At 65.6% G+C, this 20,229-nt stretch carries 15 protein-coding genes; 10 read left to right on the top strand and 5 right to left on the bottom strand.

The window, feature by feature from the left end; genetic code table 11:
* Positions 1 to 65 precede the first annotated feature (65 nt).
* The 5 genes from BBA01S_RS03310 (at position 66) to BBA01S_RS45710 (ending at position 8,938) form a co-directional block, all read left to right on the top strand.
* Positions 66 to 3,419, top strand: coding sequence for an ATP-binding protein (locus BBA01S_RS03310; RefSeq protein WP_027815179.1), 3,354 nt, complete (start codon positions 66 to 68; stop codon positions 3,417 to 3,419).
* A gap of 567 nt (positions 3,420 to 3,986) precedes the next feature.
* Positions 3,987 to 4,352: a DUF2946 domain-containing protein gene (locus BBA01S_RS03300; RefSeq protein WP_027815177.1), complete on the top strand. Its 366-nt coding sequence runs from the start codon at positions 3,987 to 3,989 to the stop codon at positions 4,350 to 4,352.
* A 225-nt stretch (positions 4,353 to 4,577) separates the two neighbouring features.
* A complete protein-coding gene (locus BBA01S_RS03295) occupies positions 4,578 to 6,953 on the top strand; it encodes a TonB-dependent receptor (protein ID WP_084161778.1) in 2,376 nt (791 codons plus the stop codon).
* Between the two features lie 50 nt (positions 6,954 to 7,003).
* Positions 7,004 to 8,527 carry a PepSY-associated TM helix domain-containing protein gene (locus BBA01S_RS03290; protein ID WP_027815175.1) on the top strand — a complete coding sequence of 508 codons (1,524 nt, stop codon included), beginning with the start codon at positions 7,004 to 7,006 and terminating at the stop codon, positions 8,525 to 8,527.
* A 96-nt stretch (positions 8,528 to 8,623) separates the two neighbouring features.
* Positions 8,624 to 8,938: a hypothetical protein gene (locus tag BBA01S_RS45710; protein ID WP_176569464.1), complete on the top strand. Its 315-nt coding sequence runs from the start codon at positions 8,624 to 8,626 to the stop codon at positions 8,936 to 8,938.
* A 41-nt stretch (positions 8,939 to 8,979) separates the two neighbouring features.
* On the opposite strand, the gene BBA01S_RS03280 is transcribed toward BBA01S_RS45710, so the two are convergent.
* Both BBA01S_RS03280 and BBA01S_RS03275 read right to left on the bottom strand, forming a co-directional pair.
* Positions 8,980 to 9,690 (bottom strand): SDR family NAD(P)-dependent oxidoreductase, encoded by a 711-nt coding sequence (locus BBA01S_RS03280; RefSeq protein ID WP_027815173.1) that lies wholly within the window; start codon positions 9,688 to 9,690, stop codon positions 8,980 to 8,982.
* Positions 9,691 to 9,845: 155 nt separating this feature from the next.
* On the bottom strand, positions 9,846 to 10,754 hold the full coding sequence (locus BBA01S_RS03275; protein ID WP_027815172.1) for a sterol desaturase family protein: 909 nt from the start codon (positions 10,752 to 10,754) through the stop codon (positions 9,846 to 9,848).
* A gap of 359 nt (positions 10,755 to 11,113) precedes the next feature.
* On the opposite strand from BBA01S_RS03275, the gene BBA01S_RS03270 reads away from it, so the two are divergent.
* From BBA01S_RS03270 to BBA01S_RS03250, 5 genes are all read left to right on the top strand, one after another.
* Positions 11,114 to 12,112 carry a hypothetical protein gene (locus tag BBA01S_RS03270; RefSeq protein WP_027815171.1) on the top strand — a complete coding sequence of 333 codons (999 nt, stop codon included), beginning with the start codon at positions 11,114 to 11,116 and terminating at the stop codon, positions 12,110 to 12,112.
* A 105-nt stretch (positions 12,113 to 12,217) separates the two neighbouring features.
* The gene (locus tag BBA01S_RS03265; protein ID WP_027815170.1) at positions 12,218 to 12,544 is read left to right on the top strand and encodes an EF-hand domain-containing protein; all 327 of its coding nucleotides are present in this window, start codon (positions 12,218 to 12,220) and stop codon (positions 12,542 to 12,544) included.
* A gap of 70 nt (positions 12,545 to 12,614) precedes the next feature.
* Positions 12,615 to 13,328, top strand: coding sequence for a response regulator (locus BBA01S_RS03260; protein ID WP_027815169.1), 714 nt, complete (start codon positions 12,615 to 12,617; stop codon positions 13,326 to 13,328).
* Positions 13,328 to 14,737, top strand: a complete 1,410-nt coding sequence (locus BBA01S_RS03255) for an ATP-binding protein (RefSeq protein WP_042295850.1) — start codon at positions 13,328 to 13,330, stop codon at positions 14,735 to 14,737. The genes BBA01S_RS03260 and BBA01S_RS03255 overlap by 1 nt, the downstream gene beginning before the upstream one ends.
* Positions 14,738 to 14,914: 177 nt before the next feature.
* Complete coding sequence (locus BBA01S_RS03250) at positions 14,915 to 15,679, top strand: DUF4410 domain-containing protein (protein WP_027815167.1); 765 nt, start codon at positions 14,915 to 14,917, stop codon at positions 15,677 to 15,679.
* A 66-nt stretch (positions 15,680 to 15,745) separates the two neighbouring features.
* Here BBA01S_RS03250 and dld read toward each other — a convergent pair whose 3' ends face one another.
* From dld to BBA01S_RS03235, 3 genes are all read right to left on the bottom strand, one after another.
* Positions 15,746 to 17,494, bottom strand: coding sequence for a D-lactate dehydrogenase (dld, locus tag BBA01S_RS03245; protein ID WP_027815166.1), 1,749 nt, complete (start codon positions 17,492 to 17,494; stop codon positions 15,746 to 15,748).
* A 126-nt stretch (positions 17,495 to 17,620) separates the two neighbouring features.
* Positions 17,621 to 18,520 carry a LysR family transcriptional regulator gene (locus BBA01S_RS03240; protein ID WP_027815165.1) on the bottom strand — a complete coding sequence of 300 codons (900 nt, stop codon included), beginning with the start codon at positions 18,518 to 18,520 and terminating at the stop codon, positions 17,621 to 17,623.
* A 93-nt stretch (positions 18,521 to 18,613) separates the two neighbouring features.
* Positions 18,614 to 20,104, bottom strand: a complete 1,491-nt coding sequence (locus BBA01S_RS03235; protein WP_027815164.1) for a GntP family permease — start codon at positions 20,102 to 20,104, stop codon at positions 18,614 to 18,616.
* Between the last annotated feature and the right edge of the window lie 125 nt (positions 20,105 to 20,229).

The following is a 20,229-nucleotide window of genomic DNA, read 5'->3' as shown; positions in this document are numbered from 1 at the left end:
GCAACGATCAGAATTCCCCTGAACGCCGACCTCATCCGCTACGCGAGCGAACACGGATTCGCATAATGGAACGGCGTATCGCCTCGCTCGCTTCGCCGCTCAATGCGCTCAAGACGCTTGAACGCAACCTGAAGCGCGAGCGGCGCGTGTTCGGCATGCTGATCGCGCTGCTGGCGTTCGCGGGGCTTTGCGCGGCGAGCGTGGCGGTGTTCAGCATCGGCGCGGCGTCGCTCGCGACTCAGGCCACGCAGATGGGAACCCTGACCGCGCAGACCAACGAACTCCTGGTGCGGCGCTTCAATATGCTCGAAGGGGTGCGCCTGCTGCTGGAACTGCACGAACTCGAACTGTTGCCGCTGGCGCAGCCCGTCCAGCCCCTGCCGCCGCCCGTCTGCACGCCGGCCTTCGAGGGGCTCGCCGCGTCGCCCGAGCTGCGCACGCTGTGCGACCGCGCGGTGCAGATGGCCTCAGCGGTCGGGCCGCATTCGGGGATGCTGTTCGTGCTGCTCGACGGCAGCGCGGCCTGGAGCTACCGGCTCATGCCCAGTGCGCGCAGTTCGGGCGACACGAGCCGCCAAAGCGGCTCCGATCAGGCGCGCATGCTGGCGGACGCCGTGCTGCTGCGCATGAGCGCACGCGGCATCGATCCGCTCGGTGCGGCGCGCTGGGACAAGGTGACCTGGTTCAAGCCGCCTGCCGCGCTGGGCTTTGCGCCGACGATCGTGCTGGGCGCGGCCACGGTGCTTAAGGACGGCAAGCCGTCGGCGATCGCGCTCACCGCCGTCGATCTCGGCGAGTTGCCACGCACGCCCGACGCTGGCAACGCCGGCGGTAGCGATGACGACGTCGATGCCGCGCCCATGCTGTTCGATCGTGACGGCACGCTGCTCGCTGGCCCGCTGCCCGCAGACGCCGCGCAGTTCATCGATCGCGAAGCAGCCGCTCTGGCGCGAGGCCACTTCCATCTGTTGCCGCGCTTTGGCTGGGTGATGCGCGGGCCGCCGCTCGAATCGGAATTCGGTCACTACACGCTGGCGATTTCGTGGCGCACGCAGCTCGAACTGATGCGCGTGCCGCTTGCGGTGATCGCGTTGATGACGCTCGCGCTGCTGGCGCTGCTCGCCGCGCTCGCGCGCTACTGGAATCGCCACGTGCTGGAGCGCACCTATGCCGAAGCGTCGCGCGCGCTCGAAGGCGAACTGCTCAACCACCTGCTCGTGCATGCGACGCCGGTTGGCCTGTGCATCGTGCGCCAGCGCAACTTCGAGATCGTCATTGCGAACCAGATCGTGCGCAACGTGCTGGGCCTCGACGCACACGCCACTCGCCTGCCCAGCGCGCTGTGCGTCGAATTCGAGAAGCGCATGCCCTATGCGCCGCCCGCCGGCGACGACATGCCGATCTACGACCTGCCCTTCTCGCTCACGCGCGAGGATGGCCAGAGCGTGCACCTGGATATCACCTTCGCGCCAGCGACCATGCGGCGCGAGGACGTGATGTTTTGCGCCTTCGCCGATATGTCGAAACACTACGAAGCCGAACGCCTGCTGCGCGAAGCCAAGCGCACCAGCGACGAAGCCGCGCGCAGCAAGGTCAGCTTCTTTGCCGCGATGAGCCATGAAATTCGCACGCCGCTCGCCTCGCTCACCGGCAACATCGAACTGCTGGCGCGTGGCGCGCTCGTGCCGGAGCAGGAGGCACGCGTCCAGGCGATGCAGGTTTCGGCGTCCGAGTTGTTGCAGATCGTGAGCGACGTGCTCGATTTTTCGAAGATCGATGTCGGCGCCATGACGCTTTCAGAGGAATCCGAATCGATTGCCGCGCTGCTGGTTCGCATCGCCCTGGCGCACGCGCCGCTCGCCGTGCGGCAGCAACTGCCCTTGTACCTGGTGATCGATCGCGCGATTCCCGCGCGCCTGCAATTTGATCCCGTGCGGCTCGCGCAGATCGTCAACAACCTGCTGAGCAATGCGTTCAAGTTCACGCAGTCGGGCAAGATCGTGCTGCGCGCCAAGTGGTTCGACGATGCACTGGAAATCAGCGTGGCCGATTCGGGCGTCGGCATGCCGGACTCGCTCAAGGCGCGGCTTTTTCAGCCGTTCACGCAAGGCGACGCCCATCGCCTCACCGAGGCGCGCGGCACCGGTCTCGGGCTGTCGATCTGCGGGCGTCTCGCGAGACTCATGCACGGGCGCTGCGAGGTAGAGAGCACACTGGGCGTGGGCACGCGCGTGATCGTCACCCTGCCGCTCCAGCCCGACGCGGGCAAAACGGCCGGTGAGGAGTGGACGCTGCCTGCTATGCGCCCGGCGATCCTGTGCCGCGCGCCCGAAAATCGCGAGTGGCTCACGAATCTCTTCGACAGCAAAGCCAGTACGTTGACGGATCTGTCTGCGGCGCAAATATCGCCCGGCGAGAGCGCGCTCGATTATCTGCTGGTGACGGGCGAATATTCGATCGACGATGTCCGGCGGCTGTGGGGCGGCACGGCGAACGTCGTGTGGTTGCGCCAGGATGGCCCGCTCGTGCCGCTCGCGCGTGAGGACGGCAGCGTGGAAGTGAGCCTGTATAACCTCGCGGGGATTCGCACCGCCACGCAGATGCTGCACGGGCAGCCCGATGCCGATATTGACGCGCCGACCGTGGCCGCCGCCCCGGCAGCGCAGCCACCGCAGCAAGCCAGCGAATTCCAGCGCCTGAAAATCCTGATCGCCGAAGACAACCTCCTCAATCGCAGTTTGCTGCGCGACCAGTTGCGCACGCTAGGCGCGAATGTGATCGAAGCGAAAGATGGCGAAGAAGCCCTCACACGGCTCGACGAAACGCGCGTCGATGCCGTCATTACCGATCTCAACATGCCCCGCATGAATGGCCTGGAACTGCTGCATGCCGCGCGCGCGAAACACGGTGCGCTGCCGGTCTACGCCGTGAGCGGCAATGCCTTGCCCGAGCAGATCGCCCAGGGTCGCCAATCCGGCTTCACCGACTATCTGAGCAAGCCCGTGCCGCTGGCCGCACTCGCGCGCGTGCTGGCCGATATTTCGGCGCAGATTCAGGCTGAGCGACCGCCGCTCGCCCACTCCGATGCCGTAGCGGGCGACGAGGCCGAAGTGCCCCGCTTTCCCGCGCTTGCGCCGCCGATTGCACCGCTATTCATCGAGCAGGCCGATCACGATATCGCCGACTACGCGCGCATCGCGTCCACGCGCGATATCGAGCGGCTGCGCGACTGGGCGCATCGCGTGTCGGGTGGCCTTGCCGTGCTGGGCCCTTCGATGCTCTACGAGGCCACCCTCGAATTGCGCGCGACGCTGCGCGAAAGCGACGCGTGGACAGAGGACGTAGCAGAACTGTCGCAAGCCGTCGCAGAGGAACTGGAAGTGTTGCGCGAGCAGGCCGCGAGTCAATCTTCCGTGTGAGCGTCCGCGCAGCCGTCGGCACGCGTGGGGCACGCATCGTTTTGCAGACGCACGCACCACTGACGCAACGCACTGTCCGCTAACGGACACAGCACGGGATTGCGCGGCGTGGCATGCGTTCGCGCGCCGAGTTTCAGCGCGAACGCATCGGGCAATTCCAGTCCACAGCGCGTCGTATCGATACCGCTGCCGCGTGCGAGCGGCACATGTGCGTGCGGCGTACTGTCACACGCGCGATGCGCAAGGCGCTGCTCACAAGGTTCGGCGGTGCGTGTCAGCCAGCGCAGGCTGGGCGACGGACGTAAAGGAAAAACGGACATAATCGCGTGCCGCGACTTGAGCGGCCCTCACTGTTGTTCGGTTTCACACGTCCGTTATGATCGCGCGCGTATTCCCGACGAACCATCGGAATAGTTCGAAAGCCCCTGTTTCAAGCGTCTTTCGTGTCCCGCGCATCGTGCGAGGGATTCAATATGGGACTGCTTATGACCACCTTCAGCATGCGGGGCCGGGTGCGCAATGCGCGCGCAACATGGTAGACTGCGCCGCGCAATCGCTCATTCCAATATGAAACTACGCAAGCACATTCTGTTGACCGCATGGCTTGGCCTCGTTGCCATGTGGCTCATCGTGCTTGCGCCGCTCGCGAGTCAGTTGATTGCCGCGCATCACGCGCACGAACCGACCGCCGCGCTCTGCTCGGCGCTCCAGCCTGCCTCCCCGGCCCAGCATCTTTCGCACGACGATGCGTTTGGTGCCTGCGGTTACTGCAACCTGCTCGAACACCATGTTGCGATGCCCGGCGTCGCGGTGCCTGAGCCGCAACGCGCGCTCGTGGCTGCCGTCGATCGCATCGCGCCGCTTTCCACCCGCCATACGCCTTTCGGGGCCTTCCCTTCGGGCCGTCCACGCGCCCCTCCCGTCGTTGCCTGACGTCGCTTGACGTTGCTTGATAGCAGCTTCATCGGCCGCACGTTTGCGTCTTGTCTGCCTGTATCGCCTGATCGCCTGCGATCGCGCCTTGCCGTGCCTTCGATGGCGCGCGTGTGCGCTCGTCTTTTCAAAGGCTCAGGCGGATAAAGACGCACGCGAGTAACGCGCTCGCCTGCCCGGCAGGCGCGTGCGGCCGCATCTCTATCGCTCTGGGAAACCCTCTACATGTTCACGCCCGCCCCGCGCGGCGCGCGCTTGCGCTCGTCCCTGCTTGCCGCTCTTGCAACTCCTGTTGCAGCCGCTTTCGCAACCCCTATCGCAGCCGCCGTCGCTGCGGCATTCGCCACCGCATCGGCCCACGCCGCCGATGCCGATACGACCACGACAACGCTGCCCACGGTCAGCGTCAGCGCGTCGAATAGCGGCTCAAAAGGCGCGCCCACGCCCGCCGTCGACCCGAACCTGCCCGCCACGGTCGAGACCGTGACGCCCGCGCAATTCAACAACTGGAACGTCGTCAACACCGAGGACGTGCTCAAGTACCTGCCGAATCTCGCGGTGCGCAAGCGCTTCGTCGGCGACCTGAACTCGATCATCGCCGTGCGCGGCACGAGCAATACGCAGAGCGCGCGCGGACTCGTGTATTCCGATGGCCTGCTGCTCTCGAATCTGCTCGGCAACAGCTATGCGTTTCCGCCGCGCTGGTCGATGGTGTTCCCCGATCAGATCCAGCAGGTTGACGTGATTTACGGGCCCTATTCAGCGCTCTATCCGGGCAATTCGCTGGGCGCGACGGTGCTCATCACCACGCGCATGCCCTCGAAATTCGAGGCCAACGCCGACGTGAAAGCGTTCACGCAGCATTTCAGCCTTTATGGCGTGAACCAGAATTTCAACGGCAGCGAAATGAGCGCGTCGATTGGCGACCGCATCGGCAAGTTCTCCTGGCTGCTGGGCGTCAATCATCTGGAAAACACGAGTCAACCGCTGCAATTCGCGACGCTTGCGCAATCCACTACGCCAGCAAAAGCGGGCGACACGCCCGTGCATGGCGGGTACTTCTACAACAACCAGACAAACGCGCGCACCGTCGTGCTGGGCGTGAATGGCGAAGGCATCGAGCACACGGTGCAGGATCAGTTCAAGCTGCGCACGCAATACGACTTCACGCCTACCGTACAGGGCGGCTTCACGCTCGGCTACTGGCACCAGACCTACGATAGCCAGACTTCGACGTTCCTCTACGACGACAACGGCAACCCCGTCTACAGCGGCAAGGTCAACATCGGCGGATACGAATACACCGTTCCCGCTGCTGCAATGGCGCCAAGCCGTGGCTGGAGCGAGAACTGGCTCTACGGCGTGAACCTGCGCACGCACCAGGCGACCGGCTGGAACGGCGAGGCCATTGCTTCGTACTACGATGTGAGCAACAGCGTCGCGCGCACCGCGAGTTCGGGCGGCCCTGGCAATGGCGCGGGGACGATGACGCTTGGCGACGGCACCGCATGGAAGACGCTCGATCTCAAGGCCACATGGACGCCCGCGCGCCCCGATGCGGGCCTCGGCGCGCACTGGCTGACCTTCGGCTATCACTACGACAACTACACCGTCGATAACCGCACGTACAACACGCTCGCATGGCGCGACGGCCCCGCTGGCAGTTTCGCCAACGCGTTCGCGGGAAAGACCGAAACGCAGGGCTTCTACGCCCAGGACGCGTGGCGTTTCCTGCCGCGCTGGAAGCTCGTCTATGGCGTGCGCTACGAAGACTGGCACGCCTACGACGGCTACCAGGCGCTCGGCGCATCGACCGTGCCGTATGCAGGCGTGGGCGACCGCCACTTCTCGCCAAAGGCTTCGCTTTCCTTCGACGTCACCGACGATCTCACGCTGCGCGCCTCCGTGGCGCGCGCGTACCGTTTTCCGACCGTCGGCGAATTGTTCCAGGGGCAGATTAACGGTTCGTCGATCGTCAACAACAACCCCAACCTGAAGGCCGAAGACGATCTCTCGAAGGAACTCACGGCGGAATGGGCGCACTGGAACGGCATCTTCCGCTTTACGCTGTTCCAGGACGACGTCAAAAACACGATCTTCAGCCAGACCGATACCACGGTCATCCCGAACGTCACCAACTTCCAGAACATCGGCAAGGTGCGGTCGCGTGGCGTGGAAACGAGCTATCAAGGCGAAGACGTGATGCTGCGCGGCCTCGATCTCACGGCGAGCGTGGCCTACACGCAATCGAAGATCCTGGAAAACGCGCAGAACCCGGCCAGCGTCGGCAAGTACTTTTATCGCATTCCGTTGTGGCGCGTGAATGCGGTCGCGACCTATCGCTTCGATGCACACAACGCGCTCACGCTCGCGGCACGCTATTCGGGACGCCAGTACAACACGCTCACCAACACCGACACGAATCCCAACGTGTTCGGCGGCACCAGCACCTATACGGTCGCCGATGTGAAGTACACCTACCGGCCCACGAAAAAGAGCGAAATCGGCGTGGGTGTCGACAACCTGTTCGACGCGCGTTACTTCGTCTATCACCCCTATCCGGGCCGCACGTTCTATGTCGAAGCGAAGATCGGCATATGAGCGATCGCTCGCATTTTCATTTCAAGCAGACTGACCCTCAGGAGCCTCCGATGTCCGCTACGCTGCCTGCTTCCGGCACGCGCACCGCACGCGCTGCCGGCGCCGTCCATCCCGGCTATCGCACGCTTTGGCGCTGGCATTTCTACGCCGGCCTTTTCGTCATGCCGTTTCTGGTCGTGCTGGCGATTACGGGAACGATCTACTGTTTTCAGCCGCAGATCGAGCCATTGCTTTATCCGCATCGTCTTGTCGTGACGCCGCAGGATGCGCCGCGCCTGCCTGCCGACACGCTGCTCGCGCGCGCACGAGCGTCCCTGCCAACCGATGCCAAAGCGATCCGCGCGCATATCGAAGCGAATCCCGCGCGCAGCGCCGAATTCGTGTTCGCGCTCGCGAATGGCAGCAAGGAAAGCGTCTATCTGAATCCGTATTCCGGCGAGGTGCTAGGCACGCTCGACGTCGATGGGCGCTTCATGCAGGTGGATCGCATGCTCCATCGCAAGTTGCTGCTCGGCAAGCCCGGCGAGTTGCTGATGGAGCTCGCGGCTTGCTGGACGCTCGTGATGATCGGCACGGGCGTGGCGCTCTGGTGGCCGCGTTCCACGCCCGGCAACAAGGGGGCGTTGCTGCGCGCGGCGCTCTGGCCGCGCCTGGGCGTGCAGGGCCGGCCCTTCTGGAAGAGCCTGCACAGCGTCATCGGCATCTGGCTCGCGGTGGGCGCGCTCGCGTTTGTCGTCAGTGGATTGCCGTGGACGGGTTCGTGGGGCAAGCAGTTCAAGGCGCTGGCAACGCGCGTGAATGCAGGCGCGCCGCGCGGCGCATGGGGCGGCGGCCTGCCGCTGAAATCGGCGCTGCCTGGTTCACAGCCTGGGTCACAGCCAGATTCGCAGCCTGGCGCGCAGACCGCGAGCCCGGATCGCTCCGAGCACGCGGGCCACGATATGTCGTCGATGCCCGGCATGGTGATGGACGACCTGCCCTTGCCTAACGTGCCGTGGGCGGTTGGCGCGATGCACGTGCCGCAATCGCCCGATGCGGCGAAACCCGCGCCCGCGCGCTTCACGCTCGATCAAGTGGTCGCGAGCATGCGTGCGCTCGGCGTGGAAAGCGGCTACGACATCGCCTTGCCCGCGACGCCTACCGGCGTCTATACGGTGTCGTATTTCCCATCGGATCCGCAAAAGGAGCGCACGGTTTATATCGACCAATACAGCGGCAAGGTGCTAAAGGATATTCGCTATGGCGATTACGGCGCGGTTTCGCAGGTCATTTCGTATGGCACGTCGTTGCACATGGGCCGCTATTTCGGGCTCGCGAACCAGTTGATCTGCACGGCGATTTCGCTGGGCCTGGCCGCCCTCGCCGTGACCGGTTTTGTAATGTGGTGGTTGCGCCGTCCCACGCGCACGGTGGGCGCGCCGTCGCGCGAGCGCGCGGCCCCGCCGATGCGCGCATGGAAAACCGGACTTGCAGTCCTGGCCGTGATTTTTCCGCTGATGGGTGCAACGATTGTCGCGGTGCTGGTGCTCGACCGGCTGTTTTTTGGCAGCCCAAGAAATCTTTCGCCTTCCTGACAATCAGGTCGTGAAAGACAGTAATTCGCGGACACAATTCCTCGTGAACCCGACCCCGCCCCGCGTTGCCAAAGGAGTATCGAAGGGGAGAATATCGTGTTCCGTTTCGTCTGCGCATTAGGGGCGGCCGCCGCGCTTGCGGGCTGCGCCGTCGCCCCTTACCCCGGTTATCCGGGCTATTACGGTTCCGCCTACGACTATCCCTATGCTTATGGATACCCGTACGGCTATGGCTATTATCCTGACTATTATTACGGGCCGAGTTTCGGCTTTGCGTACTGGGGCGGTGGATGCTGCTACCGTGGCTGGCGTGGCGGCGGGTGGCATGGCGGCCACGGTGGCTGGCACGGCGGCGGCGGCACCTGGCAAAGTGCGGGAGGCCACGGCAGCAGTGGCGGGCACGGGCGCTAGACCCGAGCTCCCGCTTTAAAGCAACGCTTTAGATAGACCACTCAAACGCGGCCGTTCACCGCAATCGCGGCTCCTGTCACAGCGCGTGCGTCCGATGAAATCAGGAATGCAATCACCGAGGCGATTTCATCGCCCTGCACCCAGCGCGTGAAGTCGGCGTCGGGCATATCGGCGCGATTCTGCGGGGTGTCGATGATGCTCGGCAGAATCGCGTTAACCGTCACGCCCTTGTCCTTGAGTTCTTCGGCCAGCGCTTCGGTGAGGCGGGCCACGCCCGCCTTCGACGCCGAATACGCGCCCATCCCCAGCCCCGCCTTCTGACCGGCGCCCGCGCCGATGTTGACGATGCGGCCCGCGCCGCGTGCGACGAGTGCGGGCAACGCCGCCTTCGACGCATTCAGCGCCGTCTTCACGTTCAGGTCGAACATCAAGTCCCAGGTGCGTGCGTCGCCGTCGGCGATCGTTTCCCAGCGGAATGCCCCCGCAATATTGACCAGTGCGTCAAGGCCGCCGAGCGCTTCGGCGGCACTTGCCAGCGCGGCGCGTGCTGCATCGGCGTCCACCAGGTCGATGCCGCCCAGGCACACCGCGTCCTTGAGCGTCGCGGGCAACGCATCGGCGGCGGGCGCGACGCCGCGGCCGATCAGCGCCACGCGTGCCCCGCGCGATACGAGAAACTGCGCCGTCGCCAGTCCCAGGCTGCCGAAGCCGCCGGTGATCGCCACCGTCTTGCCGTTCACTGAGTTATCCATCCTGTTTGCCTGCTGTGTGCGAGTAAGTCGTCCGGATCGGACGGAAAGTTCGAAAACGTCGCGGCGGCTTCAGTCCAGCTAGCCGCCGCAGGCCGCCACGTTAGCCGAGGCCGCGATTTACGGCAATCCTCACGGCAATCTTTGCGGCAATCGATTCAAGCATCGGTTCGCACCGCCGCGAGACTGCGTTTGCGCAGTTCCTCGGTGGTCTCGCCGTTGCCGTCGGCTGTCCAGCCCGGCGGCAGGATCACGTGGCGCACGGCCGTCCACACATTCGGCGCCGCGGCGACGTCGCGCACGAGGCTCACCCAATGCTCGAATTCGACGACGAGCGGATTGCGCGATCGCGTCGGCGTAACGAGACCGTAGCGGCACGGTTCGTCGGCGCGCTCGGCCACATAGGTGCCAAACAGCCGGTCGAACACGATCAGCACGCCGCCGTAGTTCGCATCGAGGTAATCGACGTTCGACGCATGATGCACGCGATGCGCGGACGGCGTATTGAACACGTACTCCAGCCAGCCGAGCTTTGGCATCCACGTGTTGTGCAGCCAGAACTGATAGAGCAGGTTGAACGAGAGGATCGCGAGCATCACTTCCGGACGCACGCCGAGCCAGACGAGCGGCGCGAAGAACATCGCGGGGCCGGCGATTTTGCCCGTCCAGCCGAGCCGATACGCGGAAGACAACGTGAGCTGGTTAGGCGAATGATGCACCGCGTGCGTCGCCCAGAAGACACGCATGCGGTGCGAGGCGCGGTGATACCAGTAGTAGCAGAACTCCTGGCCGAGAAAGACGAAGAACGCCAGCGTGAGATTGTCGATCGAGAGCGTGAAAAGACGGTGTTCCCACGCGAAATGGAAGATCGGCGCGGCGAGCGAGATCGGCAGGAGGGCGAACAGTTTTCGTCCGGCGAGATCGGCGAGCGAAAGCCAGACTTCGTACCAGTCGAATTTCGCTTCGCCGGCGCGGCGTTGCTTGAACGTGAGCCAGGCCGCTTCGACCAGCGAGGCCGCGACGATGAAGAGCGTGACGTAGTACGCGAGTTTTCCAGTAGTGAGCATGATGACGATGAGCGTTGGAGGCGCCGTTGTGCTGTCGGGAGGGGACGCGTCGTCGTAATCAAGCGGCCGTCGCGTCGGATGAACGGCACTGTAGAGCCGCATCGCGCGCAACACCACGCGCAAAGTATGTCGCGATGTGTCATGTGCGCCGCTGCCGTGCAAACCGCACGCGCCGCGAGCCTTTTAAACACGGGCCAGACGCACAAACCGGCCGCCCGTATGTAACACCGCGACATGGTTTTGAGCGCGACTCGCGCCGGGGGCCGCCCTATAGTTCGTTCCGCTGACACGCCAGACCAAGCCCTGCAACGTGCCCTGAACCGAACCGCCCGCTCTCACCCGACTCGCAAGGATCTCTGATGAAATCGCTCCATCTCGTCGCCGCCACGCTCATCGCGCTCGCCAGCGCTCCTGCTTTCGCGGGCTGGTCTGGACACGGCACCGCCTACACGCCGCACGGCACTTATAACGGCGCACATGCCGGTTCGTGCGGCGGCGGCAGCTGCTCGCATGCCGGTGGCGTAGTGGGCCCCTGGGGCGGCGTCGCCACCAACACCGGCACGGTCACACGCACCGCGCCGGGCCAGTTCTCGAACAGCGGCACGGCAGTCGGCCCGAACGGACGCTCGGTCGAGCACTCGGGCGACACGAGTTGCGCGGGCGGCACCTGCTCGCACACCGGCACGATGACCGGCGAGGACGGCCGCAGCGCTTCCACCTCGGGCAGCGTGACGCGCACCGCGCCGGGGCAGTACAACTCGACCGGCACGGTTACGGCGGCCAACGGCAACAGCGTGAGCCACAACGCTTCGACGAATTGCGCTGGTTCGACCTGCTCGCGCTCCGGCACGGTCACGGGGACGGATGGGGGCACCTACACGCACTCGGGCAGCGCCACGCGTGTCGCGCCGGGCGTCGTGACGACTTCGGGCGGCAGCACGGTTGTGCACGGCACGACGGTGGTGGCCGGTGGCTCGACGGGCGGCACGACGGTCGTGGCAGGCGGCAGCACGGTGGCCGTCGGCGCGACGGTAGCGGTTGGCGCAGTTCCTGCCCCGGCGCCCGCGCCGGTCGTGGTCACGCCGCCCCCGCCGCCGCCCGCCACGGCCACCGTCTATGTCGCGCCCGCGCCCAAAGCCGTCTACGTGCCGCCCCCGCCGCCGAAAACGGTATACGTCGCGCCCGCGCCCAAGGTCGTCTACGTCGCCCCGCCCGCGCCCAAAGTCGTGTATGTCGCGCGCCCGCTGCCGCGTGCGGTCTATATTGCGCCGCGCCCTGTGTATGTCGCTCCGCGCGCCGCCGTCTACGTGCCCGGCCATTGGATGGGCCGCGTGTGGGTGCCCGCGCATTGGGCCTGACGCGGCCCACGATCCGCTCACGTTTTAACCCTGAAAACCCAGTCGATTCGATTCGTTTCCCCTACCCGGCCGGCGCCCTATGCCGGCCACCCTACGGAGCACACCATGAAGAAGATGATCGTCCCCCTGATTTTGTGTATCGTTTCAGCAGCGGCTTCGGCGCAAGGCCTTCCCGCCGCGCCGAACGGCGCGCCGGTGCTGTCCGCCTCGCCTGCCGCGAACGAACGCATGACACGGGCCCTCGCGCAATTGCAGTCGCGTTTTGCGCAGGCCAACACGACGCACGACGGCAAGCTCACGCGCGAACAGGCGCAGGCCGGCATGCCGATGGTGGCGCAGCACTTCGACGCCATCGACAGCCAGCGCGCCGGTTATGTGACGCTCGCGCAGATCGAGGACTTCATGCGCGAGCGCGCCGCCGCGAGCCGATGATCGCGCAATGCGCAACGACAATGACGGATGGGGCCCGCCCCATCTGCATCGACCACCACTGGAGGCGGCCATGGAGCAGGCGAACCGCATCATCGTCCTGGACGACGAAGCCGAACTGCGCAACATGCTGCAACGCTTCCTGAGCGGCCACGGCTTCGAGGTGCGCGCCGTCGCGGACGGCAAGCGCCTCGATCGCATGTTGCAGCGCGAGCCTTACGACCTGCTCGTGCTCGACCTGATGATGGAGCCCGAAGACGGCCTGAGCGTGTGCCGCCGCCTGCGCGCCGAAGGCCACACGTTGCCTATCCTCATGCTCACCGCCAAGGGCGATGCGGCGGACAAGGTCATCGGCCTCGAAACCGGCGCCGACGATTACCTCGCCAAGCCTTTTCTGCCCGACGAACTGGTCGCGCGCGTCAAGGCGCTGCTGCGCCGCCAGAAAATGGCCTCGGGCGATCCGACCGTGACCTCGCAGCGGCTGCGTTTCGGCGATTTTGTTTTCGACGTCGGCCAGCAGACGCTCATGCGCGACGGCGCGGCCATCGACGTGCATTCGGCGCAAATGCTGTTGCTGCATGCGCTGGGCTCGTCGCCCAATCGCGCCGTGAGCCGCGAAAACCTGCTCGCGCGCGCGCGTGGACGCGACCACAACGCACTCGACCGCAGCGTCGATGTGCAGATCCTGCGCCTGCGCCAGATCGTCGAAGACGACCCGGCCAAGCCGCGTTTCATCAAGACCGTCTGGGGCATCGGCTACATGCTGGTGGCCGGCGTCGATTCCTGATGGCGACGCCAGCGCCTTCGTCAGCCGGTTCGGCACTGCGGCCCGCGCGCAGCTGGCTGCCGCGCTCGCTGCTTTCGCGCAATATCGCGCTGCTGGTGGCGCTCGTCGCGCTCACGCAGATCTGCTCGATCAGCGCGCTGCTGCATTTCGTGCAGCGCCCGCGCATCGATCGCGCCTCGATCATCTTTTCCGACTACGTCAAAGTGCTCGACGACATGCTGGTCTCCATGCCGCCCGCCGAAAGCCGCGCCGCCGCCGCGCGCCTGAACGCACAGCATGATGCCCCGGCGTCGAGCGTCATCGCGCCCGCGATGAATCCGCTGCGCTTTTTCCGCACCTGGCAGCGCGATGTTTTCCTTGAGGCGCTGCGGCGCCACCTGCCCGCCGACATGCCGGTGCGCTGGGAAATCGCCGCCGACGAGAGCGAAGACCAGGCGCGGCTCTGGATTCGCCTGCATGCGGCGGGCGAGCCCGTCTGGATCGCCCTGCCGATGACCGCCGATGCGCAGGCGAGCGGCATCACCACGGCCATCGTGCTGTCGATTGGCCTCGCCCTGCTCGCGGCGCTCACGGGCTGGCTGATCCAGCGGCACCTGAACCGGCCGCTCGCCGAGCTCGCCCACGCGGCGCGCGGGGTGAGCGCGGGCGACACGCCCGCACCGCTGCCCACCGACGGCCCCACCGAAATCGCCGAAGTCAGCCGCGCCTTCAACCAGATGACCGACGCGCTGCGCCAGGCCGAGGCGACGCGCGCGTTGATGCTCGCGGGCGTCTCGCACGATATCCGCACGCCGCTCACGAAGCTGCGCCTGGCGATCGCGATGGCCTTGCCGCGCGGCACCAACGACAGCCTCGTAGCCTCGACCGAGAGCTACCTCGACACCATCGACACGATTCTTCAGCAGTTCATGGACTACGCGGGCAGCGGCGAGCGCGAAGCGCCGCAGCCCGGCGACCTCAACGCGCTCGCGGGCCAGCTGGTCGCCGATTTTGCGGGGCTCGGGCACGAATTCGATTTCGAGGAAAACGCACTGCCCGTGTTCGCGTTCCGGCCGGTGGCCGTGATGCGCCTGCTGATGAACCTGATGCAGAACGCCGTGGTGTACGGACGCACCGGACTGTCGATCCGCACGTGGCAGGAGGACGGCTTCGCCTGCGTGGCGGTGCGCGATCGCGGCCACGGCATACGCGCCGAAGAACTCGAACGCCTCAAGTCGCCGTTCAGCCGCGGCAGCAACGCGCGCGGACATTCGGGCGGCACCGGCCTGGGCCTTGCTATCGTCGACAGAATCGCGCGTCAGCAAGGAGGTTCGCTAACCTTCCTCGACCGGGAAGGCGGTGGCCTGGAAGCCGTGGTGAAGCTCTCGCTCGACCCTGCCCCGTTTCCTGGCGCGGCCCCGCGGCCGTGACATAGATCGACATACTTTGCGTGTGGCATAAGCGCGCGCCAGATCCCATACTGACGCCTGTGCTGAAGGACGCACGCAGCCGAAAGGCGCAGCGCCCTGCCAGCTTTCATGAACCCCCTTCGATATTTCGGCATCCTGATTGATGCGAACGTGTCGAAGACAGTCAGGCGATTCGACATGACCACGCTCCTTCACGCTTTCATCAACAAGACCAAACGCTTCGCAGGCGCTGTGCTGCTTGCGGGTTCGATGCTGACTTCGGGTTGTGCATCGGCGGCGGTCGACGGGCTGCAAGCCGCAGGCCCGCTGCCGCACGTTCAAGCCGATGTGATCTACGTTTCCGCATTCGACATCTCGCCCGAGCTGGTGCAGCTCGATAGCGGCATGGCGCAAAAGCTCAAGTCGATGGCAAGCGGCGAATCGACGGCGCAACAACAGCAGCAAGCCGCGCTGGCCGCACGCGAAAAACTCGCGGGCGATATCGTCGCGCAGCTTCAGAAACAGGGCCTGCCCGCCGTGCGTGTGGATGGCCCGGTTCCCGCAGGCCGCGCCGCCATCGTCGTGGAAGGCCGCATCGACAAGATCGACGCGGGCAGCCGTCGCCGCCGCATGCTGATCGGCCTGGGTGCTGGCAAGAGCGAAGTGGGCGCGACCATCGCTGTGTCGTATGTGCCGGTCAACGGCGCGCCGCAAACGCTCGTCACTTTCCAGGCGAGCGCGGATAGCGGCCATATGCCCGGCGTCGCCGAAACGGCGGGCGTGGGCGCGGTAGCGGGTCATGTGGCGATGTCGGCGGCTGCCGGTGCAGGCGTGCACGGCGCTTCGGAAGCGAAGCACGACACGGTTTCCGCCGATGCAGGCAAGCTCGCGAAATCGATCGCCAAACAGCTTGCGCAAGCCGTCACGCAAAATGGCTGGGTGCCGGTGAGCAACGCGGGTTAAGTCGGATGGCAAAGCAAAACGGCGGTGCATTTCGATGCACCGCCGTTTTGCGTTTTAGCCCTGCTTTTACTGCGCAGTCTCGCGATAATGCGCGAATTTCGAAGTCTGCCCAATCCCCGGATTGAAACAGTTGCACGGATCGAGCTGCTCGTAAAACTGCTTCAACGCAGGCTTCGCGTGATAGAGATGGCCGACGTTGTGCTCGGCGGGATATTCGGCGCCGCGCGCGTCCAGCAGTTTCCACATCTCGTGTTCAAGGGCGAGGCAATCGTTGCCCTTGCGCACGATGTAGTCCTGATGGAACACGTGGCAAAGGAAATGCCCGTAGTAAAGCTTGATCGCGATGGGCCGCTCGACGGCTTCGGGCAGCGTCTCGAACCAGTCGCGATCGTTACGCCGCAGCGCGATATCGAGTGCGACGATATCCTCGACGGCATCGCCGTGCACCGCGCGGTAGCGCACTGCCGCACCGGCAGCGGCAAAACGATGCAGAAAGGCTTTCGTGCCCTCTTCCGCCGTACATTCGAAAAAGTCGCCACTGGCCTGCGCGAAATAGCGCTTGAGATAGTCGCGCGTTTCGTCGGCGGTATCGGCGGATACCTTGAGCATCAGATGATGCTCGTAGCGCTCGCGATAGTCCTTGAGCCGTGGCGGCAGATGGCTCGGAAACAGATGGCTCACCGCCTGCATCACGCGGTCGGTCAGGTGCGCCGGAAGGAAAGAAAAGCGCTCGAAAAAGGCATCGAAACGGCTCTTGAGCGCAAAGAGGCCAGGAAGACGCTGCGTGCCCAGATGCTGGATCAGCAGGAACATGTCCTTGCCATAGCGCTCGGCGATATCGAAAGCGTCTCGATGCAGGTATTCGCCCGCGATGGGCAGGCTCGACAGTTCGCCTAGCAGGTAACGGCGCACGTCGGTGAGTTCAGACGTGGAGTTGGTGCCGATGTAGAACACCTTCGCGCCCTGCTCGATGGGAAACGTGTCGAGCCGCACCGCGAACACCATCACCTTGCCCGCCGATCCCGACGCTTCGTGCAGGCGCAGCGGATCGGCGTTGTAGCGCGCGGGCGTGGCGGCGTCCACGTCGCGCACGTGGTCGGCGTAATGGCGGTCGGAGGCCGCGCCCGCATCGTGACGGATATCGGCTACGGGCAATTCGCCGCGATCCAGGCTCGCCAGAATCTGCTCGGGCGTCTCGCCCAGCGCGATCCCCAGATGATTGACGAGGCTGAGTTCGCCTTGCGCATTCACCTGCGCGTAGACGGTCATCTCCGTATAAGCCGGGCCGCGTCGCACCAGCGCGCCGCCCGAGTTATTGCAGATGCCGCCCACCACCGACGCGCCGATGCACGACGAGCCGATCACCGAATGCGGCTCGCGCCCGAGCGGCTTGAGCGTCTGCTCCAGTTGGTCGAGCGTCGCGCCCGGCAGGCAGACGACCTGCTTGCCCTCGTCGATCACATAGACCGTACGCATGCGCGTCATGCTCACGATCACGACATCGCGGTCGTAGTCGTCGCCATCGGGCGTGGAGCCGCCGGTCAGGCCCGTATTGGAAGCCTGCGATATCACGATGGCGTTCGCGGCGACGCAAGCCTGCAAGACCTTCCATTGCTCGACCAGCGAGCCGGGGCGCACCACGGCGGCCACCTTGCCTTCGCCGAAGCGAAAGCCCTTGCGATACCGGCGCGTGGCCTCGTCGCCGGTGAGCACATATTGACGACCGACGATGGATTGCAGCGAGGCGACGAGCGGGGCTCGCCCTTCGCGCCGTGCCGTGCTGGCGGGGACGGGGCGCTGGGGGACGGTGGACATGCGAACGGCTCCAGGAGATAGCAGATGCGAATGCAGCTAGGATAATTTGTCGCACCGTCACGCGTCCAATACCGCGTTTGCGCCAATCAAGACGAAAAAGATATCAATTGGCGAAGTCCGCTGCGCTTAGTCCTGTTGGGCGTGGCGTGCCGTATCGCGCAGGATCCGCACGAAGTTCTGCACCGTCGGCGCGCGTTCGCGTGGCCGATGCACGAGCGCAATGGTCGTATGCAGCGAGCCGCCCTTGAGCGCGTGATACGTGACGCCTTTGGCCTGGATCTGCCGCATCGACGAAGGAATCAGCGTGACGCCGAAGCCCGCCGCCGCCATATTGACGGTCGATGAAATCTGCGGCGACTCCATGCTGATGACGGGATTGAAGCCCGACGCGCGGCACGCGCTGATGATCGAATCGTAGAGATCGGGGCCGATCGGGCGCGGGAACAGGATCAGCGGATCGCCCGCGAGATCGGCCAGGTCGAGGCTGCGGCGGCGCGCGAGCCGATGACGCGGCGGCAGCACGGCCAGCACGTCCTCCTCGACGAGCGGTTGCGTTTCCAGCCCACGGCAATCGAGCGGCAGGCGCACGAATGCCGCATCCACGCGGGCCTCGCTTACGCGTTCGAGCAGCACGGAACTATTGCTCTCCTCGCAGCCGATCGCTACGCCCGGATACGCCGTGCGATAGCGTTGCAGCAGCGTGGCCACGAGCGGGTGAAACACCGTCGAACCCGCAAAGCCCAGGTTGAGCCGCCCGGTTTCGCCGCGTCCGGCGTTCTGTGCCTCGGCGAGCGCAAGATCGGCGTCTTCGACGATACGCAGTGCGCGTTCGCGAAAGAGCCTGCCCGTTTCGGTCAGTTCGACATGACGCGAATGGCGCACGAACAGGCGCGTGCCCACTTCTTTTTCGAGCTTGAGGATCTGCTGGCTCAGGGGCGGCTGTGCAATGCCGAGTACGCGCGCGGCCTCGCTGAAATGCAGATGTTCCGCCACGGCCAGAAAATAGCGAAGCTGGCGCAGTTCCATATGTTTTTCGTCTTGATGCGATGCGCGCAGTGTGAACCGGATCGGCACGCGCGTCTATCGGCCGAATGGGGAACGCACCGTGCCAAACGCACGTCAGAAACTGCCGAACAGCGTTCCCAGCACGATCACGACGGCGAGCGCGAGGATCGCGCCCAGGATGCTCACGACGACGAGATCGCGGTAGCTCTCGCGATGCGTCGATCCGCACACGGCCAGCAGCGTCACGACCGCGCCGTTGTGCGGCAGGCTGTCGAGCGTGCCCGACGACATCACGGCCACGCGGTGCAGCAGCGCGGGATCGATGTGATGTTGCGCAGCCAGTTGCATATAGGTGCCCCCCAGCGCGTCGAGCGCGATCGTGAGGCCGCCCGACGCCGAACCCGTAAGTCCCGCGAGCAGGTTGGTCGCCACCGCGAGCGAGACGAGCGGCCCGCCGCCGATGCCGAGCACCCAGTCGCGCACGGCTTCGAACGCGGGCAGCGCGGCAATCACCGCGCCGTAGCCCACGAGGCTGCCGACGCTCAGCACCGGCAAGACGGCGGCGTTCGCGCCCGCATCGACGCTCTCGCGCAGCGCGCCCAGGCGAGCGCGGTTGAGCGCGACGAGCACGGCAATGCCCAGCGCCAGCGCCACCGAAACGCCCCACACGCCCGAGACCGCGTGCAGCGTCGTCGCGCCCCAGCGCGGTTCGGCGAGATAGGTGGCGTCGATGCGCGGAAACACCACGACGTTCATCACGAAGTTCATCGCCACCACGACCGCGAGTGGCGCGAGCGCGACCCAGGGCGGCGGCGCGCCCGCGTAATCCGTTGCGTCCGCACCGTTGTCGATTTCAGCGGGATCGAAGGTCTGTGCCACGTTCGCGCGTTCGCGCACGAGCGGGGACTTGCCGCGCGTGTCGTCGTCGGCGCCGCCGCCTGCGGGCTCGACGAAACCTTCGCCGTTGCGGCGCGCCGCCGCCGCTGCGCGGCCGAGCCACCACAGGCCGAAGCCCGCCATCACGATTGTCGCGACAATGCCGAGGCCCGGCGCGGCAAACGGCGTGGTGCCGAAGAACGGCATGGGGATGGCGTTTTGCAGCGCGGGCGTGCCGGGCAGCGCCGACATCGTGAACGTCGCGGTGCCCAGCATGATCGCAGCGGGCATCAGGCGGCGCGGGATATCGGCAGAACGGAACAGCGCCTGCGCCATCGGCGCGAGCACGAAAAACGCCACGAACAGGCTCACGCCGCCGTAGGTCACGAGCGCGCCGCCGAGCACGACAGCGGCCAGCGCGTGACGCGTGCCCAGGCGATCGATCATGAACTGCGCGACGGCATCCACCGAGCCGCTGTCCTCCATCAGCTTGCCGAACAGCGAGCCGAGCAGAAACAGCGGGAAAAACTGCGCGAGAAAGCGGCCCGTCGCGGGCATGAAAGTCTGCGTCCAGTGCGCGAGCGTCGGCTCGCCGGAGATCAGCGCGGCCAGCATTGCGCACAGCGGCGCGAGCAGCAGCACGCTCCAGCCCCGGTACGCGAGCCAGATCAGCAGCGCGAGGCTCGCCAGCATGCCCATGAGGCCGAGCGCCAGCGCACCCCCGCTCATCGCTGCACCTCGGCCGATGTCGATGGCGATGGCGAGGCAAGACGGATTGCGCAAGACGTCGTGTCGCGTGCGGCGGGCATGGCGGCTCCGTGGGCGAGTGAGCGGGTGTGCCTTAGACCAGCCGC

The organism is Paraburkholderia bannensis NBRC 103871, from assembly GCF_000685015.1.
GTDB classification, from domain to species: domain Bacteria; phylum Pseudomonadota; class Gammaproteobacteria; order Burkholderiales; family Burkholderiaceae; genus Paraburkholderia; species Paraburkholderia bannensis.
Note: the sequence above shows the minus strand (reverse complement) of the source record. Positions and strands in the feature narration are given on the sequence as shown.